Below are 20,612 nucleotides of genomic sequence, written 5' to 3' on the forward strand. Positions count from 1 at the left end.
TCAGCGATGAACGCCGAGCTGGGCCGTCACGCCGCCATCGATCGGCAGCACGGTGCCGGTGATATAGGCGGCGGGCTCGCTCATCAGGAAGGCGGCGAGGCCGGCGACCTCTTCGGGTTTGGCGAAGCGGCCCGCGGGAATCTGCGCCTGCATCTTGTCGCGATAGGCGGCGTAGGGCGCCATCATGTCGGTATCGACGAAGCCCGGCGCGATCACGTTGACGGTGACGCCGCGCTTGCCGGTCTCGACCGCGAGCGTCTTGGCATAGGAGATCAGCGCGCCCTTGGAGGCCGCATAGGCGGCGTTGCCGGGATTGCCGCGCAAGGCCGCGACCGAGCCGATCGCGACGATGCGGCCAGCGCGGGCGCGGATCATGGCGCGCATCAGGCTCTTGGCGAGGCGGGTGAAGGCCCAGAAATTGACCTGCATCGCGGCTTCGGCCTTGTCCTGCACCATCATCGCGGCAAGCGAATCATAGGGCTGGCCGGCATTGTGGACGAGGCCGAAATAGCTCTCGCCCTCGCGCGCCTCGCAGAAGGCGTCGAGCGCCTCCTTGTCGGAGAGGTCGAGCGGCAGCGCGACGATGCTGCGGCCAGGATGGCTCGCAGCAATCTCCTCCGCCAGCGCCTTCGCCTGATCGGCGGAGGAGCGGAAGGTGAAATCGACATCATGGCCGGCTGCGGCCAGCGTGCGCACGATCGCGGCACCGACGCCCTTGGCGCCGCCGGTGACGAGGATTTTTGTCATGCAGCCTCCGGAGGCGCCGTCAGCACGAGGCAGGTGTTCTGGCCGCCGAAGCCGAAGGAATTGGAGATCACCGTCCTGACCTTCGCCTTGCGCGCCTCGTTCGGCACGACGTCGAGCGCGATGGCCGGGTCGGGATTGGCGTAGTTGATCGTCGGCGGGATCGTGCCGTTGGCGATGGTCATGAAGGAGATCACCGCCTCGACCGCGCCGGCCGCCGTCAGCGTGTGGCCGATCATCGACTTGTTCGAGGAGATCGGCAGGCGCGCCATGCGCTCGCCGAAGACGGCGGCGCAGCTCATCGCCTCCATCTTGTCGTTCTCGGGCGTCGAGGTGCCGTGGGCGTTGATGTAGTCGACGTCGTCGGGCGTCAGCCCGGCATCGGCCAGCGCGTCCTGCATGGCGAGGATCGCGGGCTTGCCGTCCGGGCTCGAGCGGGTGCGGTGGAAGCCGTCGCCACGCTCGCCGCAGCCGGCGACGATGCCCAAAATGGTCGCCCCGCGCGCCAGCGCATGGTCGTAATCCTCCAGCACCAGGGCGCCTGCGCCCTCGCCCATGACGAAGCCGTCGCGGCCCTTGGAGAAGGGCTTGGCAGCGCCTTCCGGCGGATCGTTCTGGGTTGACAGCGCCGAGAGCAGCGAGAAGCGGATCAGCGCCTCGGCATGAATAGAGCCGTCGGTGCCGATGCAGAGGGCAGCCTGGGTATCGCCCCGGCGGATCGCCTCGACGCCCATCTGGATCGCGGTCGCGCCCGAGGAGCAGGCGGTCGAGAGCGAGATCGGCGAACCCCTGGTGCCGAAGCGGTCGGCGATATGGTCGGCGACGCCGCCGAAGACGAAGAGCTCGTGCATCGCCCGGAACTGGCCGGTCGCGGCGGTGCGCAGCAGGCCGTCGTAATCGGCTTCGCCCGAGGTGGCCCGGGCCATCTCCTGCTTCTGCGGCCATTCCATCTCGACCGGCGGTACCGCCATGAAGAGCTCGCCGGGGAAATCGCCGGCGGTGCCGATGCCGCTCTGGCCGATGGCTTCCTCGGCCGCCAGCGTCGCGAGCTTCTCCGAGAGCTGGGGGGCTGTGAACGGGCCGTCGAACAGGAAATCGACGGTGCCGCCGATGCTGGTCTTGAGGCCCTCGGTCGGGAAGCGGTCGATGCGGTGGATGCCGGATTTTCCTGATGTCAGGGCCTGCCAGTTGACGTCCTTGCCCTGGCCGAGCGAGGTGACGACACCCAGGCCGGTGACGGCGACGAGCGGACGGCCCTTGGCGTCGCGATGCGTGGTCATGGCTTCAACCTCACGCTTGAACGAGATGCGCGGCGCCTTCACCGCGCCAATGGCCGGCGCCGGTGACGATCGCCTCCCTGGCCTGCCCAACTGACAGCGCGATCGCGGCGAGCGCGACCGAAACCGGGAAGGCGGCCTCGACGCCGTGTCCGACCAGATCGCCGGCCGCGATGCGCTTCGCGGCTGGAGCGGCTGTGGCGAGGGCCGCGGCTTCCTCGCCCGTGATCCCGGCGCAGCCGGTGGCGGCGGAAATGGCCAGCGCATCGCCGGCAATCGGGCCGAAGCCGGCCAGCAAGCCGTTCAGAGCGGTCTCGACGGTGCCGGCGGCACGGCGGCTGCGGGCGGCGCCGGCATAGGTCAGTTTCGCATAGGCCCTGGCGCCCCGCGCAGCGGCGCGCTCGGCCGATTCGAGAACGAGGAAGGCGCCGGCGCTGCCGGTGATCAGGCCTGGCGCGCTCTCGCGCTCGAAGACCGGCTTGAAGTCGTCGCGGCGCAGATAACCGCCGAGCTCGAAGAGCAGCAGCATGTCGCGGCGTTCGGCATTGTAGGCGCCGCCGACCAGCATCAGGTCGGACTGGCCCGAGGCGATGCGGGCATGGGCCGTGCGGATCGCGTCGACGCCGGCCTGCTCCTCGCCCATGAAGGTGCGGGATGGACCGGTGATGCCGTGGACGATGCCGATATTGCCGGCGAGCAGGTTGGAGAGCTGTGCGAGGAAAAGCGTCGGCCGGAGATCGCCCATCAGGCGCTCGTTGAGGAAGGCGCCGGGCTCGCCCGCGCCGCGTAGGCCTTCGAGAATGGCGGCATCGACGGCATGGTCGCGCTCGCCGCCGCCGGCGGCGACGATGACCTGCAGGGCACTCTTCGCCTCAGTGTCGTCCTTCAGTCCGGCGGAATCGAGAGCGAGGCCGGCCGCGTAGACGCCGAGCCGCTGCCAGGGCTCCATCTGGCGCTGGTCGGATTTCTTCGGGATCTGCCTGTCCAGCTCCAGTGCAGCAAGCGGATGGACCGGATAGGGCTTGAAGCCTTCGGTATCGACGACCGGCGGGCTGCCTGCCGCGAGCGCGGCGGCATGCGTCTCGATGCCCTCGCCGAGGCTGGAGACGATGCCGATGCCGGTGATCACCACGTCGCGGCGGTTCATGGGGCAGGCTCCGGCGTCAGGCCGATTGTCTCGATGCGGCTCTGCATCAGCGCGCGCATATCGGCGGGGAAAGGCATCAGGCGGAAGCGCAGCTCGGCATCGCAGATCGGCTTGCCTTCGCTGGTCAGCTTCACCTTGGTCGCGGCGTAGCCGGAACCTTCGATCACCAGCTCGGCGCTGGTTTCCAGCTCGGTACGGGGCTCGACGAAGGTGCGGAAGCGCGCCTTGTCGACCGTCATCAGGAACGGCATCTGCGAGAGCCCGTTGAGGCCGAGCAGGAGATAGCCCGAGGCCTGCGCCATGGTCTCGGTCAGCAGCACGCCGGGCACGAGCGGGTGACCGGGGAAGTGACCCTCGAAGACTGGGCTTTCGGCGGGGACGGTAGAGCGCGTGACGATGCGCTTCTGCGACGGATCGAAGGTCACGACCCTGTCGATCATGTCGAAATATTCGAGGCGCATGCGATCCTTGACTCAGTCGGCGCCAGAACGGCGCAAGGCCGCGACACGGATCGGTCGATCCGCGCAACGGCCCCTATGCTCTATCGGGAGCCGCGCGCCGGCTCAAGTCCGGCGGCGGCGGAAGACGATCACGCCTGACGGATTCAGGCTTTCTTGGCGGCGACGAGGTCGTCGATGCGCTTGCAGAGGTTCTCGAGCACGAAATACTGCTCGGCCGGGGCCTTGCCCTCGTTGACTTCCTGCGTCCACTGCTCGAGCGGCAGCTTGATGCCGAAGGCCTTGTCGATCGCGAAGGCGATGTCGAGGAAGGCCAGCGAATCGATGCCGAGATCTTCGATCGCGTGGCTCTGGGGCGTGATCTTCTCCCGCGGAATATCGCAGGTTTCGGAAATGATGCCGGCGACCGTCTCGAACGTGGCGGACATGCTGCGGGTGCTCCCGTCTGGTATCGGTGATGGCGGACGACATCCGAGCGCGGGATATCGCCCTGCGCCTGCCCCAAGTCGCCACCGAGGATGACTGAACCGCCCCCTTACACTGCGGCGGGCGCGAGGACAACCGGGAGGCGCCCCCTATGCATCATGGCCGGCTTGCGCCGGCCATGACCTGTCTCGTTGCTGCGTTTGCGCTTACGCGGCGAGGCCGCGCAGCACGTAATGCAGGATGCCGGCGTTCTTGTAGTAGTCGATCTCGTCCAGCGTATCGATGCGGCAGAGGATCGGCACCTTCTTCACCGCGCCGTCGGCATAGGTGATCTCGGCTTCCATCATCTGGCGCGGCTTGACGTTCGCGAGGCCGTGGATGGTGACCATCTCGTCGCCCTTCAGGTCGAGCGAGGCCCAGCTCGTGCCTTCCTGCAAGGTGAAGGGAACGACGCCCATGCCGACCAGGTTCGAGCGATGGATGCGCTCGAAGCTCTGGGCGATCACCGCCTTGACGCCGAGCAGATTGGTGCCCTTCGCCGCCCAGTCGCGCGACGAACCGTTGCCGTATTCGACGCCGGCGAAGATCACCAGCGGCACCTTCTCCGCCTGGTACTTCATCGCCGCGTCGTAGATCGGCAGCTCTTCCTTCGTCGGATAGTGGATGGTGTAGCCGCCCTCGCGGCCGTTCGGGCCGAGCATGTGGTTGCGGATGCGGATATTGGCGAAGGTGCCCCGCATCATGACCTCATGGTTGCCGCGGCGCGTGCCGTACTGGTTGAAGTCGGCCACCGCGACGCCATGCTCGGTGAGATAGGCGCCGGCCGGCGAGGCGGCCTTGATCGAACCGGCAGGCGAGATGTGGTCGGTGGTGATCTTGTCGCCGAACAGGCCAAGGATGCGTGCACCCTTGATGTCGGTGATCGCGTCCGGCTTCCGGTGCATCCCCTGGAAATAAGGCGGGTTCTGCACATAGGTCGAATCGTCGTCCCAGGCATAGGTTTCCGAGGTCGGCGCATTCACCGCCTGCCAGTGCTGATCGCCCTTGAAGACGTCGGCATACTTGGCCTCGAAGATGGCGCGGGTGACGTTCTGCTGGATGAAGCTCTGGATCTCCTTGTTGGAGGGCCAGATGTCCTTCAGGTAGACGTCCTTGCCGTCTGAGCCCTGGCCGATCGGCTGCGTCGTCAGGTCCATCTGGACCGAGCCGGCGAGCGCATAGGCGACGACCAGCGGCGGCGAGGCCAGGTAGTTCGCCTGCACGTCCGGCGAGACGCGGCCTTCGAAGTTGCGGTTGCCGGAGATGACGGCGCCCGCGATCAGGCCCTTCTCGTTGATCGTCTTCGAGATCGGCGCCGGCAACGGGCCGGAATTGCCGATGCAGGTGGTGCAGCCGAAGCCGACCAGGTTGAAGCCGAGCTTGTCGAGATCGCTCTGCAGGCCCGACTTGGCGAGATATTCGGCGACGACCTGCGAACCGGGCGCCAGCGAGGTCTTCACCCAGGGCTTGACCTTGAGGCCCTTGGCCACGGCGTTGCGGGCGAGCAGGCCTGCCGCCATCAGCACGGACGGGTTCGAGGTGTTGGTGCAGGAGGTGATGGCGGCGATGACGACGTCACCATGGCCGAGATCGAAATCCTCGCCCTCGACCTCGACGCGGCGCGAAAGCTCGGCGCCCTTCTTGTACTCGGTGTCCATCGCGGCGGCGAAGCCGGCCTTGACGCCGGAGAGATCGACGCGGCCTTCCGGACGCTTCGGGCCGGCCATCGAGGGCTGGACCGTCGAAAGATCGAGCGCGAGCGTGTCGGTGAAGACCGGATCCGGCGTTTCGCGGGTGGCGAACAGCCCTTGCGCCTTGCTGTAGGCCTCGACCAGCGCGATCCGGTCGGACTTGCGGCCGGTGGTGGTGAGATAGTCCAGCGTCTCGGCATCGACCGGGAAGAAGCCGCAGGTCGCGCCGTATTCCGGGCCCATATTGGCGATCGTCGCGCGGTCGGCCAGCGTCAGATTGTAGAGGCCGGGGCCGAAGAACTCGACGAACTTGCCGACGACGCCCTTCTTGCGCAGCATCTGGGTGACGGTGAGCACGAGGTCGGTCGCGGTGATGCCTTCCTTGAGCGAGCCGGTCAGCTTGAAGCCGATCACCTCAGGCAGCAGCATCGACTGCGGCTGGCCGAGCATCGCGGCCTCGGCCTCGATGCCGCCGACGCCCCAGCCGAGAACGGCGAGGCCATTGACCATGGTGGTGTGCGAGTCGGTGCCGACGACCGTGTCGGGATAGGCGACCTCGACCTCGGCGCCGTCGATGGTCTCAAGCCGAGTCCAGACGGTCTGGGCGAGGTATTCGAGGTTGACCTGGTGGCAGATGCCGGTGCCGGGCGGGACGACGCGGAAATTGTCGAAGGCGCCCTGGCCCCACTTGAGGAACTTGTAGCGCTCGGCGTTGCGCTCGTATTCGAGCTCGACGTTCTGGGCGAGCGCCTTGGGCGTACCGAACTCGTCGACGATGACCGAGTGGTCGATGACGAGATCGACGGGAACGAGCGGGTTGATCTTCTGGGCGTCGCCGCCGAGCGCCTTGACGCCGTCGCGCATCGCGGCGAGGTCGACAACGGCCGGAACGCCGGTGAAGTCCTGCATCAGCACGCGGGCCGGGCGGAAGCCGATTTCCTTGCCGGCGGTGCCCTTGTCGTCGAGCCAGGCCACGAAGCCCTCGATATCGGCCTTGGTGACGGAGCGGCCATCCTCGAAGCGCAGCAGGTTCTCGAGCAGCACCTTCATCGAGAAGGGCAGCTTCGAGATGCCGGGCAGGCCGTTCTTCTCGGCATCGGGGAGGGAATAATAGGTGTAGGTCTTGCCGCCGGCGGTGAGCGTCTTGCGGGCTTTGAATGAGTCGAGCGAGGCCATTCGGGCTTGATCCTGATCAAGGGGTTGCGGTCGCGACCGACATGTCTTCAAGGGATACTGCCCTTGCGGACGATGCCGTTCGAAGGCCTAATGCGCATGACGCGCGCGCCGCCTCGGGAGTGCCCGAGCCCCGCGCCGGATCGGCGTGCGGCGTAGCCGCGGGTTCTATAGAGCAATTCCAAGAAGCGCGCTAGATGAACGAAATGAGCTCGGACATATCTGCGGCAGCGCTGGCTTGAAACCCGCCTCCTTCCCACCGACCAGCCTTCACGCCGAAGATCTCGCCTGCCGCCGCGGCGGCCGATTGATCTTCGAAGGCTTGAGCTTCGTGCTTCGCCCGGGCGAGGCGATCGCGCTGACCGGCCGCAATGGCGCCGGCAAGTCGAGCCTGATTGCCATGCTCTGCGGCCGGCTCAGGCCCGATGGCGGCAGCATCCGGCTGGAGGGGAGCGAGGACGAGGCCGAGCTTGCCGAGATCTCGCATCTGGTCGGGCATCGCGACGGGCTCAAGACGGCGCTGACGGCCCGCGAAAATCTCGCCTTCGCTCAGGATGTGTTGGGCGATGCTGCTGCGACCCCTGACGAGGCGCTGGCGGTCGTCGGGCTGGCCCATGCGGCGGAACTGCCGGCGGGCTATCTGTCGGCCGGGCAGCGGCGGCGCGTCGCGCTGGCGCGGCTTCTGGTGTCGCGCCGACCCTACTGGCTGCTCGACGAGCCGCTTTCGGCGCTCGATGCGGCTTCGCAGGCGATGGTCGCCGGGCTGATGCGCGGTCATCTCGCCGAGGGCGGCGCGATTCTCGCTGCGACCCACGGGCCGCTCGGGATCGAGGGTGCGCGCGAAGTCAGGATCGGGCCGTGAAGCGCGCTTTCCTTGCTATCCTGAAGCGCGATCTCGCCGTCGCGAGCCGGGCCGGCGGCGGTGGCGAGCTGGCGCTCGTCTTCTTCCTGACGATGGTCGTGCTGGTGCCGTTCGCACTTGGGCCCGATCTCAACCTGCTCTCGCGGATCGGTCCGGCGATTCTCTGGCTGGGGGCGCTGCTTTCGGTGCTGATCGGGCTCGATCGGCTGTTCCAGAGCGACGAGGAGGACGGCTCGCTCGACCTGATCCGCGCCTCGGCCCTGCCGCTGGAACTGGCGGTGCTGGCCAAGGGGCTGGCGCATTGGCTGACGACGGGTCTGCCGCTGGCTCTGGTCTCGCCATTGCTCGGCCTGCTGGTGGCGTTGCCGGGCGAGGGTGTGTTGCCGCTGGTCGCGACGCTTCTGGTGGGGACGCCGGCCTTGAGCTTCATCGGGGCGGGGGGGGCGGCGCTGGCCGCGAGCCTCAGGCGGGGCGGGCTGATCGTGCCCGTGCTGGTTGCGCCCTTGACGGTTCCGGTACTGATCTTCGGCGTGTCCGCCGCGAATGCGGCTGTCGGAGGCACCGTGCCCTTCCTGACGCCGTTCCTGATCCTGTGCGCGATCTCGCTGGGTGCGATTGTCGTCGGCACGGTGGCTGCCGCGGCAGCCCTGAGAGCGGCCGAGTAGGCCTGGTTTCAGGCGTGCTGGAGCGCCTGCGGTGCGAATTCGACCGGGTAGCCGCATTGGGTCGCGAATTTGGCGACGGATACCGCAATATCCTCAAGCGCGACGTTCTGCTCGACGAAAGCGCGGCGAATTTCCTCGGCGGTAGCGTTGACGTCGAGAACGAGCACCTCGTCGATTTTGCTGCGCACCTTCATCTCGACGGCGCGCTGCATGTCTTCCGACAGCTTGATCAACATCGTTGATCCTCCTGACGGTGAAGCTAGCGCAAGGCAAGGGCTGAGGCAATCGAAATCTCAAAAAAGAATAATATTTTCAGTAGTTTAGCAAGATAATAAATTGCAGGAACCATCGTCGTTGCAGGCATTGGATCAGGTGCTTGCATCGCAGCCTCAGGCGCTGTTATCGTCACTTACTCATTTTGATGTGGTGGCGCCAAGAATGTCGTCGGACGAACGGGGCGAACGCCTCCAGATCATGCTCAGCCAGAGCGAGCTGCGCGCCCTTGAGAACTGGCGCTTCGCCAAGCGCATGCCGAGCCGGGCTGCCGCCGTGCGCGAACTACTGCGGCGCGGCCTTGCCGCCGAAGGCTTCGACATTGCCGGCGAAGGCGTCCAGTCCAAACAGTTCGGCATCGTCGACAAGGGCGGCGCGGATGCCTCGTCGGACGAGGACGCCTAGCCGAAGCGTGATTGTCGCAGCCCCCAGGCATGCATTGCTTGGAACCCGTCGAGATTGCTAAAGCTGCGCTCATGGCGCTCAAGCCCCCGCAACTGACATCGCCGGCACCATGGCCAGCCTGATCGACCTCGCCAATCCGACGCGCTTCATGCGGTTCTCGGCCGCGCTGTTGCCGTGGCTTGCCGCCATCGCAACGCTGCTGATCGTCGCGGGCCTGTATCTCGCCTGGTTCAAGGCACCCGCCGATTACCAGCAGGGCGAGACCATCCGCATCATGTTCATCCATGTGCCGGCCGCCTGGCTCGCCATGATGTTCTATTCGATGATGGCGCTTTCGGCGCTGGGCACCCTGGTCTGGCGCCACCCGCTGGCCGATGTCGCGCAGAAGGCGGCGGCGCCGATCGGGGCCTGCTTCGCGCTGGTCTGCCTGGTCACCGGTGCGCTCTGGGGCAAGCCGATGTGGGGCACCTACTGGGTCTGGGATGCGCGACTGACATCCATGCTGGTGCTGCTGCTGATCTATCTCGGCATCATCGCGCTCTGGCGGGTGCTGGACGAGCCCTCGCGGGCGGCGCGGGCCGTCGCCATCCTGACGCTGATCGGCTTCGTCAACGTGCCGATCATCAAGTTCTCCGTCGACTGGTGGAACACGCTGCACCAGCCGGCCTCGGTGCTGCGCATGGGCGGGCCGACGATCCATCCTGCGATGCTCTGGCCGCTCCTGATCCTCGCGGTCGGCTTCACGCTGTTCGCGCTGGCGCTGCACATGGTTGCGATGCGCGCCGAGATCATGCGCCGGCGCGTACGGACGCTGACGATCCTCGAGGCCGAACGACTGGACCGGCTGGCGGTACAGGGAGCACCGGCATGACCGGGCTTCTCGACGCAATCGGGCCGCATGCCGGCTTCATCCTGGCCTCCTATGGCGCCACAGCAATCGTCCTCATCGGGTTGACGCTCGCGATCCTGCGCGACCATGCCGCCCAGAAGCGGGCGCTCCATGCGCTGGAGCGCCGCGGTGCCGGCCGTCGTTCGGGCCGGGAGGCGGCATGAGCCAAATCGAAACTGCGCCGGCGCGGCGATCGCCGCTGGTCTTCCTCGCGCCGCTGATCATTTTCGGGCTCCTGGCCGTCGTCTTCGGCATCGGGTTGTTCACTGGCGACAAGAGCAAGGTGCCTTCCGCCCTGATCGGACGCATTGCCCCGGCGATCACGCTCGCGCCGCTGGAGGGGCTGCAGCGGGAGGGCAAGCCGGTGCCGGCCTTCGGCAATGCCGATCTCGCCGGGGGAAAAGCGACGCTGGTCAATGTCTGGGCCAGCTGGTGCGCGCCCTGCCGGGTCGAGCATCCCGTGCTGATGGGCCTCGCCGAAACCGATGCGGTGAAGCAGGGCAAGGTCGCGCTGGTCGGGATGAACTACAAGGACGAGGCCGAGAATGCCCGCCGATTCCTCGGCGCGCTCGGCAATCCGTTCTCGGCGGTCGGGGCAGACCGCGCCGGGCGTGGCGCGATCGAATGGGGCGTCTACGGCGTGCCCGAGACCTTCGTCATCGGGCCGGACGGCCATATCCTGGAAAAGCATGTCGGCCCGCTCGATCAGGCGGCGGCGAGCAAGCTGCTGCAGCGGGCGCTGAAGGCGCGCTGATAGGGCGCGACCCGCCCCCTCTCCCCCTGCGGGAGAGGGCTGGGGTGAGGGGTCGCGCTGCCTTGAATCGTTTTGTGATCAGTTGCGCGCCAATCGGAGAGGTTCGCGCGACCCCTCATCCGTCTCGGCTTCGCCGAGCCACCTTCTCCCGCAAGGGGGAGAAGGGAAGCGGCCGCCACGCTTCAGGCCGCGCGCTTGGAGCCGACGAGGCTTTCGAACAGGCCGCGCCCGTCGGTGCCGCCGACCAGCGAATCGATCAGGTTTTCCGGGTGCGGCATCAGGCCGAGCACGTTGAAGCCGGGCGAATAGATGCCGGCGATTCCGTTGAGCGAGCCGTTCGGGTTTGCCTCGGGCGTGACGTTGCCCAGCGCATCCGCGTAGCGGAAGGCAACGAGGCCTTCGCCCTCGAGGCGGGCGAGCGTTTCGGCATCGGCGATGTAGTTGCCCTCGCCATGGGCGATGCAGACATCGATCGCCTGGTCCTTGGCATAGGCGCTCGTATAGGGCGTGTCGTTGCGCTCGACCTTGAGATGCTGGCGCTTGCAGACGAATTTCAGATGGGCGTTGCGCACGAGGATGCCGGGCAGGAGCCCCGCCTCGCAGGCGATCTGGAAGCCGTTGCAGATCCCCAGCACATAGCCGCCGCGGGCGGCATGAGCCCGGGTTGCGTCCATGATGTGGGCGCGGCCGGCGATGGCGCCGGTGCGCAGGTAATCGCCATAGGAGAAGCCGCCCGGCAGCACGACGAGATCGGTCCCGGCCGGCAGCTCGGTATCGCCGTGCCAGATATGGGTGACCTCGGCGCCGGCCTGCTTCAGCGCCTTGGCGACGTCGCCGTCACGGTTGGAGCCGGGAAAGGTGATGACGGCGGCTTTCATCGCTCAGGCTCCGATCTCGACGCGGTAGTTCTCGATCACGGTATTGGCGAGGAGCTTTTCGCAGGCCGCCTTGAGGGCGGCCTCGGCGGCGGCCTTGTCCGAGCCCGAAAGCTCGATGTCGAAGACCTTGCCCTGGCGCACCGACTCGACGCCGGCGATGTCGAGCGACTTCAGAGCGCCTTCGATCGCCTTGCCCTGCGGATCGAGCACGCCGTTCTTCAGGGTGACGGTGACGCGGGCTTTCATGGGGATCTCCGAGCGGGGCTTTATCGGCGTGCTTTAGAGGCGAATCGGGGCGGGCTCAACCGTTTCCCGCCGTTTCACGTGAATCAGCGGCTGCGCCATGCGGCTTCGGCATCGCGGCGAGCGGCCTCGGCCGTCTCACTCACCGCGAGTGCCAGGACGAGACGATCGGTTTCGCGGCCATAGATGATCGCGGTCACAGCCTGGCGATCCGTCTTGTCGAGCGAGCGGATCGTGACGAGAACGCCCTTGGCTTCGGTCGAATCGATGCGGGCGACGTCGGTCGCGCTGCGGGCTTCAGGTTTCGCGTCCGGCTTCTTCTTCTGCTTGCGCTGCGCCTTGCGGCGCTCAGCCGCCTTCGCGGCGGCCAGCCGGGCGAAGGCCTGGCCCAGGCTCGCCGGACTTTCCGAGAGGGCCTGTTCCATGTCGCGGGCCTGGTCGCCTTCGAGGGCGATCACCGCGGCGAAGCCCTGGCGCGCGCAGCTGTCGCGCGGGCAGAACACCATCGAGCGGGCTTCGAGCCCGTCGTTCAGCACCCAGGAGCCGATCGGCAGCGGCTGCCAGCCCTGCGAGGCCGGCAGGTCGGCGATGCCCGGCCCGAAATGGTGCGAGCAGGCACCAAGCAGGAGGCTGCCGGCGAGGGTCAGAGCCACGACATGAAAACGGGAGCGCATGCGCTCCCGTTTCATCGGCGATAATGGCGCCGCGATGGCGCTCACTGCACCAGGCGCGGGCCGGCCGGGCCGGGGTTCTCGTTCTCGCCCAAAATGCCGAGGCGGCGGGCGACTTCGGAATAGGCCTCGATCAGGCCACCCATGTCGCGGCGGAAACGGTCCTTGTCCATCTTGTCCTTGGACTTGATGTCCCAGAGGCGGCAGGAATCGGGGCTGATCTCGTCGGCGACGACGATGCGCATCATCTCGCCTTCCCAGAGGCGGCCGGTCTCCATCTTGAAGTCGACGAGGCGGATGCCGGCGCCCAAGAACAGGCCGGAGAGGAAGTCGTTGACGCGGATGGCCAGCGCCATGATGTCGTCGATCTCCTGCGGCGTCGCCCAGCCGAAGGCGGTGATGTGCTCTTCCGAGACCATCGGGTCGCTGAGCGCGTCGTTCTTGTAGTAGAATTCGATGATCGAGCGCGGCAGCTGCGTGCCTTCCTCGAGCCCGAGGCGCGTCGCCAGCGAGCCGGCGGCGATGTTGCGCACGACGACTTCGAGCGGGATGATCTCGACCTCGCGGATGAGCTGCTCGCGCATGTTCAGCCGGCGGATGAAATGCGTGGGCACGCCGATATCGTTGAGATTCGAGAAGATGTGCTCGGAAATGCGGTTGTTGAGCACGCCCTTGCCGTCGATCACTTCATGCTTCTTGGCATTGAAGGCGGTGGCGTCATCCTTGAAGTGCTGGATCAGCGTACCGGGCTCGGGTCCTTCATAGAGGACCTTCGCCTTGCCTTCGTAAATGCGACGGCGGCGATTCATGGGTATGTACCGTGGCTTGAGGAAATCCAAAGGTCGGCCCTTCTCTGGACGCGATGGGGTCGCGGCGGGATCTGGCCCCTGTTCTGTTCTTGCCGGTGCCGTCGGCCTGTCGGACTCGGCGGGTGCGAATCCAGCGGCGGCAACGGTGCCGGTTGGTGCGGAAACACCGGAGGTGGCCCCGCGCCTGCTATATGGAGCCTCCGCGCCGCAAACGCAACAAACCGGCATTTGGGCGCCTGCGGACGCTTAAAGACCGCTGAAGACACGGATCGAGGCTGGCCCTCGCTCGACCGGCAACCTATATGATTGGACGGTATTTCCCCAGACGAGGACATGGACGCCGCATGACGACCTTCGACCAGCGCAAGGACGCCTACGAGAACAAGTTCGCCCATGACGAGGAGCTGCGCTTCAAGGCGACCGCCCGGCGCAACAAGCTGCTCGGGCTCTGGGCTGCCGAGAAGCTCGCCAAGAGCGGGGCGGATGCCGAAGCCTATGCCAAGTCGGTCGTCGTGGCCGATTTCGAGGAGGCCGGCGACGAGGACGTGGTGCGCAAGGTCAAGAACGACTTCGCGCTCGCCGGCATCACCGTCGCGGATACCGAGATCCGCACCGTGATGACCGAGCTGCTGATCAAGGCGGCCGACGACATCCAGGCTGGCCGGTAAGATTGTACCTGCCCGGGGTCGCATCCCGGCTGACGCAGAACGTCTCTGAAACGGGCGCATGGGCGCCCGTTTGCTTTTCCGGCTCCGCACTGGTCAACCTTGCGTCGCTGGCCGCGACGTCCGAAGCGCGGCTTCGAACCGGATGAACGCACCATGGCCAAGCCCACCGTCCTGTCCTCCCTCGCCGATCGTTTCGCCAAGGGGGACAGCATCGTCTCGGCCTGGTGCGGCCTGCCGGACCCCTCCATCTCGGCGGTCCTCGCGCAGGAGGATTTCGACGCGATCACGCTCGACATGCAGCACGGGCCGATCACGCTGGCCGAGGTCATCCGCGCCATTCCGCTGATCAATGCCGCCGGCAAACCCGCGATCGCGCGCATTCCGGTCGGCGAGTTCCAGAACGTCTCGAAGCTGTTCGACAGCGGCGTCTCCGGGGTCATCGCGCCGATGATCAACACGATGGAGGATGCCCGCCGCTTCGCCGCCTATGCCAAATATCCGCCGATGGGCGAGCGGAGCTGGGGCAGCTATGGCGGCCTCGGAGCGTCGGGCCTCGACCAGAACAGCTATCTCAAGGCCGCCAACGGCTTCTCGCTGACCTTCGCGATGATCGAGACCCGCGAGGCGATGGCGATCGTCGACGATATCCTGGCGCTGGACGGGATCGACGCGCTGTTCGTCGGGCCGTCTGACCTGTCGATCGCGCTCTCGGGCGGAGCGAAGGTCGATGCGACCGCGCGCGAGGTCGACGAGGCGCTCAAGCATGTCGTCGCCCGCGCTGCGGCAGTGAACAAGCCGGTCGCGTTCTATTGCGCGACGGCGGAGCGCGCCAAGCAGGGCCTCGAAATGGGCGCCCGCATGGTCACGGTGATGAGCGATTCCGGGATGCTGAAGGCGGCCGCGCAGGCGGCGCTGAAGATCACGCGGGGCTGATCCCGGATCATGTCTCTTCGCTCATCGTTCTGATGAGGAAACACGCCGTCATCCCGGGCTTGTCCCGGGATTCATTCCGGTGCGCGGCCGATCGAAGCTCAGGAATGGATCCCGGATCTCCGCTTCGCTGCGTCCGGGATGACCGGCGTTCTTTATTGAAAATGCGACGCGCTCAGGCGTTGATGCCCTCGCGACGTTTCAGCAGGGCGTAGTCCGCCCAGAGCAGCCGCGCGGCGACGCCGCGCCAGGGCCGCCAGGCTTCCGCCATGGCCTGAAGCTCGGCCGGTTTCGGGCGGGCCGAGAGGCCGAAGGCGTGGCGGGCGGCTTCCTGGATGGCGAGGTCGCCGGCCGCGAAGCCGTCGCGATGTCCCAGGCAGAACAGCAGATAGACATCGGCTGTCCAGGGACCGATGCCCGAGATCGCCGTCATCCGGACATGGACCTCCTCCGGAGAGGCGTGGTCGAGCGCCTCGAAGGCGAAGCGGCGCTCGACTAAAGCAGTCGCGAGCGCGAGCAAGGTGCGCTGTTTTGGCCGCGACAGGCCGGACAGGCGCATGTCGTCATCGGTCGCGGCCAGGACACGCTCAGGAGTCAGCGGGACGAAAACGCTGGCGAACCGGTTCCAGACGGCCCGCGCGCTGGCGACCGACAATTGCTGCGAGACGATGATCGCGGCGAGGCCGGCAAAGCCGCCTTCGCGCAGCCTGAGCGGCGGCAGGCCGGTGCGCGCGACGATCGGCTGCCAGCCCGGGTGAAGGGCGACCAGCGCGGCCATGCCTTCCTCGAGATCGGCATTGGATGTGATTCTCTCGATCATGGTGTCGGTATCGATGGCAGAGGCGACGGGTTTCGTCAGCAGGGAGTGGTGTGCGCGCTGTCCATGGCGCGGTTTGATCCGGCCGACATGTGATCGTCATTGCGAGGAGTGGAACGACGAAGCAATCCAGGGGGCCCGGCGCGACGCCTCGCCCCCTGGATTGCTTCGCTTCGCTCGCAATGACGGTTCAGTTCAATCGGATTCGGTCTTAGACAGATTAAATGGCGTCCGCTCCACCCGATTCCAGCCGGCCGGTTTTCCGCTTCGCCCCGAGCCCGAACGGCCGCCTCCATCTCGGCCATGCGCTGTCGGCCCTGACCAACGAGATGATGGCCCATCGCTTCGGCGGGCGCCTGCTATTGCGGATCGAGGATATCGACCTGACGCGGTGCCGGCCGGAATTCGTCGAGGGCATCGAGTCGGATCTGGAGTGGCTGGGCATCCGGTTCGAGCCCGGCTTCCGCCGGCAGTCGGAGCACTTCGACGATTACGCCCGAGCGCTCGCGAGCCTGAGCCGGCGCGGGCTGGTCTATCCGTGCTTCTGCTCCCGGCAGGAGATCCGCAACGCGGTCGCGGCCCGGGAAGCGACCACCGGACGGCCCTGGCCGGTCGATCCCGATGGCGCGCCGCTCTATCCCGGCCTCTGCAAGGGGCTCAGTCCGGACGGGGCCGCGCGGCGCATCGCGTCCGGCGAGCCGCATGTGTTGCGCCTCGACATGGCGGCGGCGATCGCGGCAGCGGGGGGATCATTGGGCTATACCGTCTTCGATGCGGATGACGCCCGGCACTCCGTCCAGGCTGCGCCGGAACGCTGGGGCGACGTCGTGCTCGCCCGCAAGGACGTGCCGACAAGCTATCACCTCGCCGTCACCGTCGACGATGCGCTGCAGGGCGTGACCCATGTCGTGCGTGGCCGCGATCTGGAAGCGGCGACGGATATCCATGTCCTGTTGCAGCATCTGCTTGGCCTGCCGACGCCGCTTTATCACTTCCATCGCCTGCTGCTCGACGATGACGGGCAGAAACTCGCCAAGAGTCGGGCTTCGCAGAGCCTCGCGGCTTTGCGGATTGATGGCGTCACCGCGATGGGTATCCGCGAGCGGCTCGGCTTCGCCTGAAGCGCTCAGCCGACGCCGAGGAAGGTCAGCCAGGCGGCGGTGGTGAACAGCGAGAACAGCGTCGAGAGCGTGATCGCGCTCGATGCGTCGGCCACGCCCTGCCGGTAGCGCTCGGCGAAGAGATAGGCGTTGATCCCGCAGGGGCAGGCGGCGAACAGCACCGCCACCCCGGACCAGTGGGCCGGCATTTCGAAGACCCAAGTCGCCAGCCAATAGACCAGGAGCGGATGCAGGCCGAGCTTCAGCCCGCTCAGCACCGTCGGCAGGGCGAGCCCCGATTCGAGACCGTAGCGACGCATCGCGATGCCCAGGCTGATGAGCGCGCAGGGCACGGCGGCACCGGCGAGCAGGTCGACCAGCGTCCAGACAGGCGTGGGAATGAAGGGGACGATCGGGCGCGCGGCCGAGCCCAGGATGATGCCGATGATGATCGGATGGGTGAAGAGGCGCTTGATCAGCAGCGGGATCGAGGCCGAGCGCCCCTCCGCCAGCAAGGTCGCGGCCGTCATCGTGACCGGCAGATGGACGGCGAGCAGCAGGCCGAGCGGCACGGCGCCGGCATCGCCATAGGCCTTCAGGATCATCGGCACGCCGACGAAGACGGTGTTCGACTGCGCGGCGGCAAAGCCGGAAACGACAAGCTCAGGCCCTTTGCGGGCAAAGAACCGGGAGGCGATGACCATGGCCAGCGCCCAGACCACGGCGAGGCCGGCGAAATAGGCGACCCAGTAGCCCCATGGCTGGGTCAGGGGAATGTCGGCCTTGGCGAGCGTGCGGAACAGCAGACAGGGCACGGCGAGGACGAAGACGAAATCCGACAGGCCCTCGCCCGTGGTTTCGCGCAGGAGCCTGGTCCAGCGCGCGAGATAGCCAAGGCCGATCAGCCCGAAGACGGGCAGGACGACGAGGAGGGAAGCGACCATGGCTTCGGAACTCGCGCGATAGAGGAATGCCTGCTTCCGCGGTGTCCGCTTGCGCGCGTGCTGTCAAGCTGCGGGAGCGTGGCGGGCGGCGGAACGCCCTGCCGTCATGCGCTCAGCGCAATTGAGCGAGCGTGCCGCCGGCTTTCTCGATCAGGCTGCGGATCTCGTCGCGCTGGCGCTTGAATTCGGCGAGCGTCGGGCCTTGCAGCTCGCGTCCGCGCGGCACGCGGATCTTCATCGGGTTGACGAAATTGCCGTTGACCAGGACCTCGTAGTGCAGGTGCGGGCCGGTTGAGAGGCCGGTCGAGCCGAGATAGCCGATGACCTGCCCCTGCCGGACCTTGGCGCCCGGCACGATGCCGGCGGCGAAGTTCGACTGGTGCGAATAGGTCGTGACGTAGCCGTTGGCGTGCTGGATCTCGGTGTGCTTGCCGTAGCCGGAGGACCAGCCAGCCTTGAGCACGGTGCCGTTGCCGGCGGCGAGGATCGGCGTGCCGATCCGGTTCGCCCAGTCGACGCCGGTATGCATCTTCGAATAGCGCATGATCGGGTGGTAGCGCATGCCGAAGCCGGAGCGCAGCTCGCCATCGGCGATCGGCTTGCGCAGCAGGAACTTCTTGAGCGACTTGCCCTCGTCGTCGAAATACTCGATCAGCCCGTCATCCGGCGACTGGTAGCGGAAGACCCGGCGCGCCTCGCCATTGACCGTCAGGGTCGCGGACAGGATCTCGGCACGCTCGCCTTCATCCTCCTCGGTGAAGATCACCTCCAGATTGTCGCCGCCATGGACGCGCTGCTGGAAATCGAGATCGTAGGAGAAGATGCGGACGAGCTCGTCGACCAGCGGTCGCGGCAGGTCGTGGCGTGCGCCGGTCTCATAGAGGCTCTCATAGAGCCGGGCGCCGCCCGAACCCTCGTCCTCGTCGCCGTCTTCGGTATTGCGCCGCGGCGGCTTCTGCGGACCGGTCGCATCCTGGCGTGGCAGGTCGACGGGCACGAAGGCGCCCTTGTCGTTCATCGCGATCGTGGCGTCGGGCTGGCCGTTGCTGAGCAGCGAGACGCGCATGATCTGGCGGGGATCGCCGGGGCGAGGGCCCGGCGCATAGAGCACCTGCAGGACCTGGCCATCAGGCAGGGCCGAGGTGCGGACCTTGCCGCCGAAGGCCGTGATCATCGTGCGGATCTGCTCGGGGGCGACGCCGGCGCCGCGCATGACCTGCTCGAAATTCTCGCCGCGCTTGGCCATCAGCAGCTTGTCTTCGACGAGGGGCTCGCGCGAGGCGGGGATCGGCGTCTTCGGTGCGTTGGTCAGGTTCTCCGGGACGACACGGACCTCGATCCCCGAGAACCGGGTATCGGTCGCGGGAGCATAGGCCAGCAGATCGGTGCCCGGCGCCGCCGCACCGGTCAGCGTGCGACTGAGCATCAATTGCGGCGGGATCGGCAGCGCGCGCTGGCGACCGGAATTCGCCATGTTGGCGCGCTCTTCCTCGATCTGGGCGATGACTTCGGCGTCGCTGAGCTGTGCCTTGCCGGAGGGCAGGGTCAGATCGTCCAGGTCGCGCTTGACGATGGTGACGTCGGCATCCGGCATGTCCTGGGCCGGTTCGGCATAGCGCTCCTCGGGCTGCCCGCCCTCGGCGAAGAGGCGCAACGGATTGAAGGGCGGGATATTGGAAGCGTAGACGCCGGTCGTGAGCGACAGATTGGAAGCGAGGCGGACGAAGGGGCGGACGCGGATGACCTCGCGGTCGCCGGTCCGCTGGGACATCGGCGCTCGCATGGTATGGCGCGCCGACATGACTGGCTGGTCGGTGACCAGCTTGTCGGCCTTGCGGGCCCCGCCGCCATCGCCCGCGGCCGAGGCGGCGCGGATGGCGACCGTCTCGGGTTGCTCGGGATAGCTGGTGTCGCCGCGCATCGCCACGAGGATCGCCGCGCCGAGCAGGGCTGCGCCGCAGGAGCCGACGAGGGCGCAGGCGAAAAGCCAGCGCAGCGAGACGCCGCGACGGTCGAGCGGCTGCTGGCGCGAGTCGCCGGGCTGGATCGGCGGCTCGATGCCGAGATCGACCAGCAGGGCCGCCGCCTCGGGGGCAAGCGGCTCGACCGGCTGTGCGAACTCGGGATGGGCGTTCATATCGTCGCGGCTGCTTCTTGCGGGCTGTCTCGAAATCTCGACGGCGACCCCGCACAGCGGAGGCGCCCTGAGCGCGTCCTGGCGAAAGCGCGCCAGGACCATGCCCGCGCCGGGAGCCGGAATCAATCCGCTCAGTCGTGGACGATCTCCTCTGCGGAGAGATTGCGGCTGTTTTGGGAAACGGCCTGCGCTGCCTTCGCGGTGTCTCGGGTCACACGCGCGCGCGCGCGTACCCAAATACCGGCTTTCCGAATGCTGACTCATCGATTGGAAACGGCACGGCGAGCGAGGCGGGACACTCGGGCTTCTCGATCCCGCGATCCTTGCCTGACAAAATTGACGCGCCCCGACGGCGGCACGGCAGGTCAGCCGCCGCAGGGCAGAGCCAAGCGGGCGCCGAACCCGGCGAAAACCCCGGGAAACGGGCCCTGCAGGCGGGTTTCGGCCGCCTTGGGAAAAAGAAACGCGCTCCGTCAAAAAAACTTCATCGAGCGTGTTGACTTCCGATCCGGGCCTGGCCTATAAACCGGCCATCGAGACGGCGCCGCCGCTGAGCGGCGCCTCTTCTGCGCTTCCTTAGGACGCTGGGGCTTAGGCCGGTTCGCCGGACGG

General features: G+C 67.1%; 23 protein-coding genes. 9 read left to right on the top strand and 14 right to left on the bottom strand.

Translation table 11 applies throughout. The features are described from left to right. The 6 genes from ACWIEX_RS22975 to acnA all read right to left on the bottom strand — a co-directional run bounded on the left by ACWIEX_RS22975 (position 1) and on the right by acnA (position 6,958). Complete coding sequence (locus ACWIEX_RS22975) at positions 1–747, bottom strand: SDR family oxidoreductase (protein WP_454035239.1); 747 nt, start codon at positions 745–747, stop codon at positions 1–3. Continuing rightward, on the bottom strand, positions 744–2,024 hold the full coding sequence (locus ACWIEX_RS22980; RefSeq protein WP_454035240.1) for a beta-ketoacyl-ACP synthase: 1,281 nt from the start codon (positions 2,022–2,024) through the stop codon (positions 744–746). Before ACWIEX_RS22980 ends, ACWIEX_RS22975 begins: the two co-directional genes overlap by 4 nt. Before the next feature lie 10 nt (positions 2,025–2,034). Further along, positions 2,035–3,168 carry a beta-ketoacyl-ACP synthase gene (locus tag ACWIEX_RS22985; RefSeq protein WP_454035241.1) on the bottom strand — a complete coding sequence of 378 codons (1,134 nt, stop codon included), beginning with the start codon at positions 3,166–3,168 and terminating at the stop codon, positions 2,035–2,037. Then, positions 3,165–3,629: a 3-hydroxyacyl-ACP dehydratase FabZ family protein gene (locus ACWIEX_RS22990; protein WP_454035242.1), complete on the bottom strand. Its 465-nt coding sequence runs from the start codon at positions 3,627–3,629 to the stop codon at positions 3,165–3,167. The genes ACWIEX_RS22985 and ACWIEX_RS22990 overlap by 4 nt, the downstream gene beginning before the upstream one ends. A 143-nt stretch (positions 3,630–3,772) precedes the next feature. Next, positions 3,773–4,054 carry an acyl carrier protein gene (locus tag ACWIEX_RS22995; RefSeq protein WP_047580420.1) on the bottom strand — a complete coding sequence of 94 codons (282 nt, stop codon included), beginning with the start codon at positions 4,052–4,054 and terminating at the stop codon, positions 3,773–3,775. A 204-nt stretch (positions 4,055–4,258) separates the two neighbouring features. Continuing rightward, positions 4,259–6,958 (bottom strand): aconitate hydratase AcnA, encoded by a 2,700-nt coding sequence (gene acnA / locus ACWIEX_RS23000; protein ID WP_454035243.1) that lies wholly within the window; start codon positions 6,956–6,958, stop codon positions 4,259–4,261. 235 nt (positions 6,959–7,193) lie between these two features. Here acnA and ccmA point away from each other — a divergent pair, with 235 nt between their 5' ends. Continuing rightward, a complete protein-coding gene (ccmA, locus tag ACWIEX_RS23005) occupies positions 7,194–7,817 on the top strand; it encodes a heme ABC exporter ATP-binding protein CcmA (protein ID WP_454035244.1) in 624 nt (207 codons plus the stop codon). Continuing rightward, positions 7,814–8,482, top strand: a complete 669-nt coding sequence (gene ccmB, locus ACWIEX_RS23010; RefSeq protein WP_454035245.1) for a heme exporter protein CcmB — start codon at positions 7,814–7,816, stop codon at positions 8,480–8,482. Before ccmA ends, ccmB begins: the two co-directional genes overlap by 4 nt. An 8-nt stretch (positions 8,483–8,490) precedes the next feature. Here the strand turns inward: ccmB and ACWIEX_RS23015 are convergent, their stop codons facing one another. After that, positions 8,491–8,715 (bottom strand): hypothetical protein, encoded by a 225-nt coding sequence (locus ACWIEX_RS23015; protein ID WP_454035246.1) that lies wholly within the window; start codon positions 8,713–8,715, stop codon positions 8,491–8,493. 103 nt (positions 8,716–8,818) lie between these two features. Here ACWIEX_RS23015 and ACWIEX_RS23020 point away from each other — a divergent pair, with 103 nt between their 5' ends. The 4 genes from ACWIEX_RS23020 (at position 8,819) to ACWIEX_RS23035 (ending at position 10,803) form a co-directional block, all read left to right on the top strand. Beyond that, on the top strand, positions 8,819–9,160 hold the full coding sequence (locus ACWIEX_RS23020; protein ID WP_454035247.1) for a hypothetical protein: 342 nt from the start codon (positions 8,819–8,821) through the stop codon (positions 9,158–9,160). Between the two features lie 109 nt (positions 9,161–9,269). Then, the gene (locus tag ACWIEX_RS23025) at positions 9,270–10,031 is read left to right on the top strand and encodes a heme ABC transporter permease (protein ID WP_454035248.1); all 762 of its coding nucleotides are present in this window, start codon (positions 9,270–9,272) and stop codon (positions 10,029–10,031) included. Further along, positions 10,028–10,213, top strand: a complete 186-nt coding sequence (gene ccmD, locus ACWIEX_RS23030) for a heme exporter protein CcmD (RefSeq protein ID WP_454035249.1) — start codon at positions 10,028–10,030, stop codon at positions 10,211–10,213. The genes ACWIEX_RS23025 and ccmD overlap by 4 nt, the downstream gene beginning before the upstream one ends. Further along, positions 10,210–10,803 carry a DsbE family thiol:disulfide interchange protein gene (locus ACWIEX_RS23035; protein ID WP_454035250.1) on the top strand — a complete coding sequence of 198 codons (594 nt, stop codon included), beginning with the start codon at positions 10,210–10,212 and terminating at the stop codon, positions 10,801–10,803. The genes ccmD and ACWIEX_RS23035 overlap by 4 nt, the downstream gene beginning before the upstream one ends. A 182-nt stretch (positions 10,804–10,985) precedes the next feature. On the opposite strand, the gene purQ is transcribed toward ACWIEX_RS23035, so the two are convergent. The 4 genes from purQ to purC form a co-directional block, all read right to left on the bottom strand. Then, positions 10,986–11,681, bottom strand: a complete 696-nt coding sequence (gene purQ / locus ACWIEX_RS23040; protein WP_454035251.1) for a phosphoribosylformylglycinamidine synthase subunit PurQ — start codon at positions 11,679–11,681, stop codon at positions 10,986–10,988. Between the two features lie 3 nt (positions 11,682–11,684). Continuing rightward, a complete protein-coding gene (gene purS, locus ACWIEX_RS23045) occupies positions 11,685–11,927 on the bottom strand; it encodes a phosphoribosylformylglycinamidine synthase subunit PurS (protein WP_061966532.1) in 243 nt (80 codons plus the stop codon). Positions 11,928–12,010: 83 nt separating this feature from the next. Then, positions 12,011–12,598 (bottom strand): hypothetical protein, encoded by a 588-nt coding sequence (locus tag ACWIEX_RS23050; RefSeq protein ID WP_454035252.1) that lies wholly within the window; start codon positions 12,596–12,598, stop codon positions 12,011–12,013. 41 nt (positions 12,599–12,639) lie between these two features. Beyond that, positions 12,640–13,434, bottom strand: coding sequence for a phosphoribosylaminoimidazolesuccinocarboxamide synthase (gene purC / locus ACWIEX_RS23055; protein ID WP_061966534.1), 795 nt, complete (start codon positions 13,432–13,434; stop codon positions 12,640–12,642). A 314-nt stretch (positions 13,435–13,748) separates the two neighbouring features. Here purC and ACWIEX_RS23060 point away from each other — a divergent pair, with 314 nt between their 5' ends. Both ACWIEX_RS23060 and ACWIEX_RS23065 read left to right on the top strand, forming a co-directional pair. Beyond that, on the top strand, positions 13,749–14,072 hold the full coding sequence (locus ACWIEX_RS23060) for a DUF1476 domain-containing protein (protein ID WP_061966535.1): 324 nt from the start codon (positions 13,749–13,751) through the stop codon (positions 14,070–14,072). 153 nt (positions 14,073–14,225) lie between these two features. Further along, the gene (locus tag ACWIEX_RS23065; protein WP_454035253.1) at positions 14,226–15,005 is read left to right on the top strand and encodes an HpcH/HpaI aldolase family protein; all 780 of its coding nucleotides are present in this window, start codon (positions 14,226–14,228) and stop codon (positions 15,003–15,005) included. Between the two features lie 172 nt (positions 15,006–15,177). On the opposite strand, the gene ACWIEX_RS23070 is transcribed toward ACWIEX_RS23065, so the two are convergent. Then, positions 15,178–15,822 carry a DNA-3-methyladenine glycosylase family protein gene (locus ACWIEX_RS23070; RefSeq protein WP_454035254.1) on the bottom strand — a complete coding sequence of 215 codons (645 nt, stop codon included), beginning with the start codon at positions 15,820–15,822 and terminating at the stop codon, positions 15,178–15,180. Between the two features lie 221 nt (positions 15,823–16,043). Between ACWIEX_RS23070 and gluQRS the strand changes: the two genes are divergently transcribed. Continuing rightward, positions 16,044–16,940 (top strand): tRNA glutamyl-Q(34) synthetase GluQRS, encoded by an 897-nt coding sequence (gene gluQRS / locus ACWIEX_RS23075; protein WP_454035255.1) that lies wholly within the window; start codon positions 16,044–16,046, stop codon positions 16,938–16,940. A 5-nt stretch (positions 16,941–16,945) separates the two neighbouring features. On the opposite strand, the gene ACWIEX_RS23080 is transcribed toward gluQRS, so the two are convergent. Further along, positions 16,946–17,863, bottom strand: coding sequence for an AEC family transporter (locus ACWIEX_RS23080; protein ID WP_454035256.1), 918 nt, complete (start codon positions 17,861–17,863; stop codon positions 16,946–16,948). 112 nt (positions 17,864–17,975) lie between these two features. Next, a complete protein-coding gene (locus ACWIEX_RS23085) occupies positions 17,976–20,000 on the bottom strand; it encodes a M23 family metallopeptidase (protein WP_454035257.1) in 2,025 nt (674 codons plus the stop codon). Between the last annotated feature and the right edge of the window lie 612 nt (positions 20,001–20,612).

This window comes from Allobosea sp. NPDC055353, from assembly GCF_053644975.1.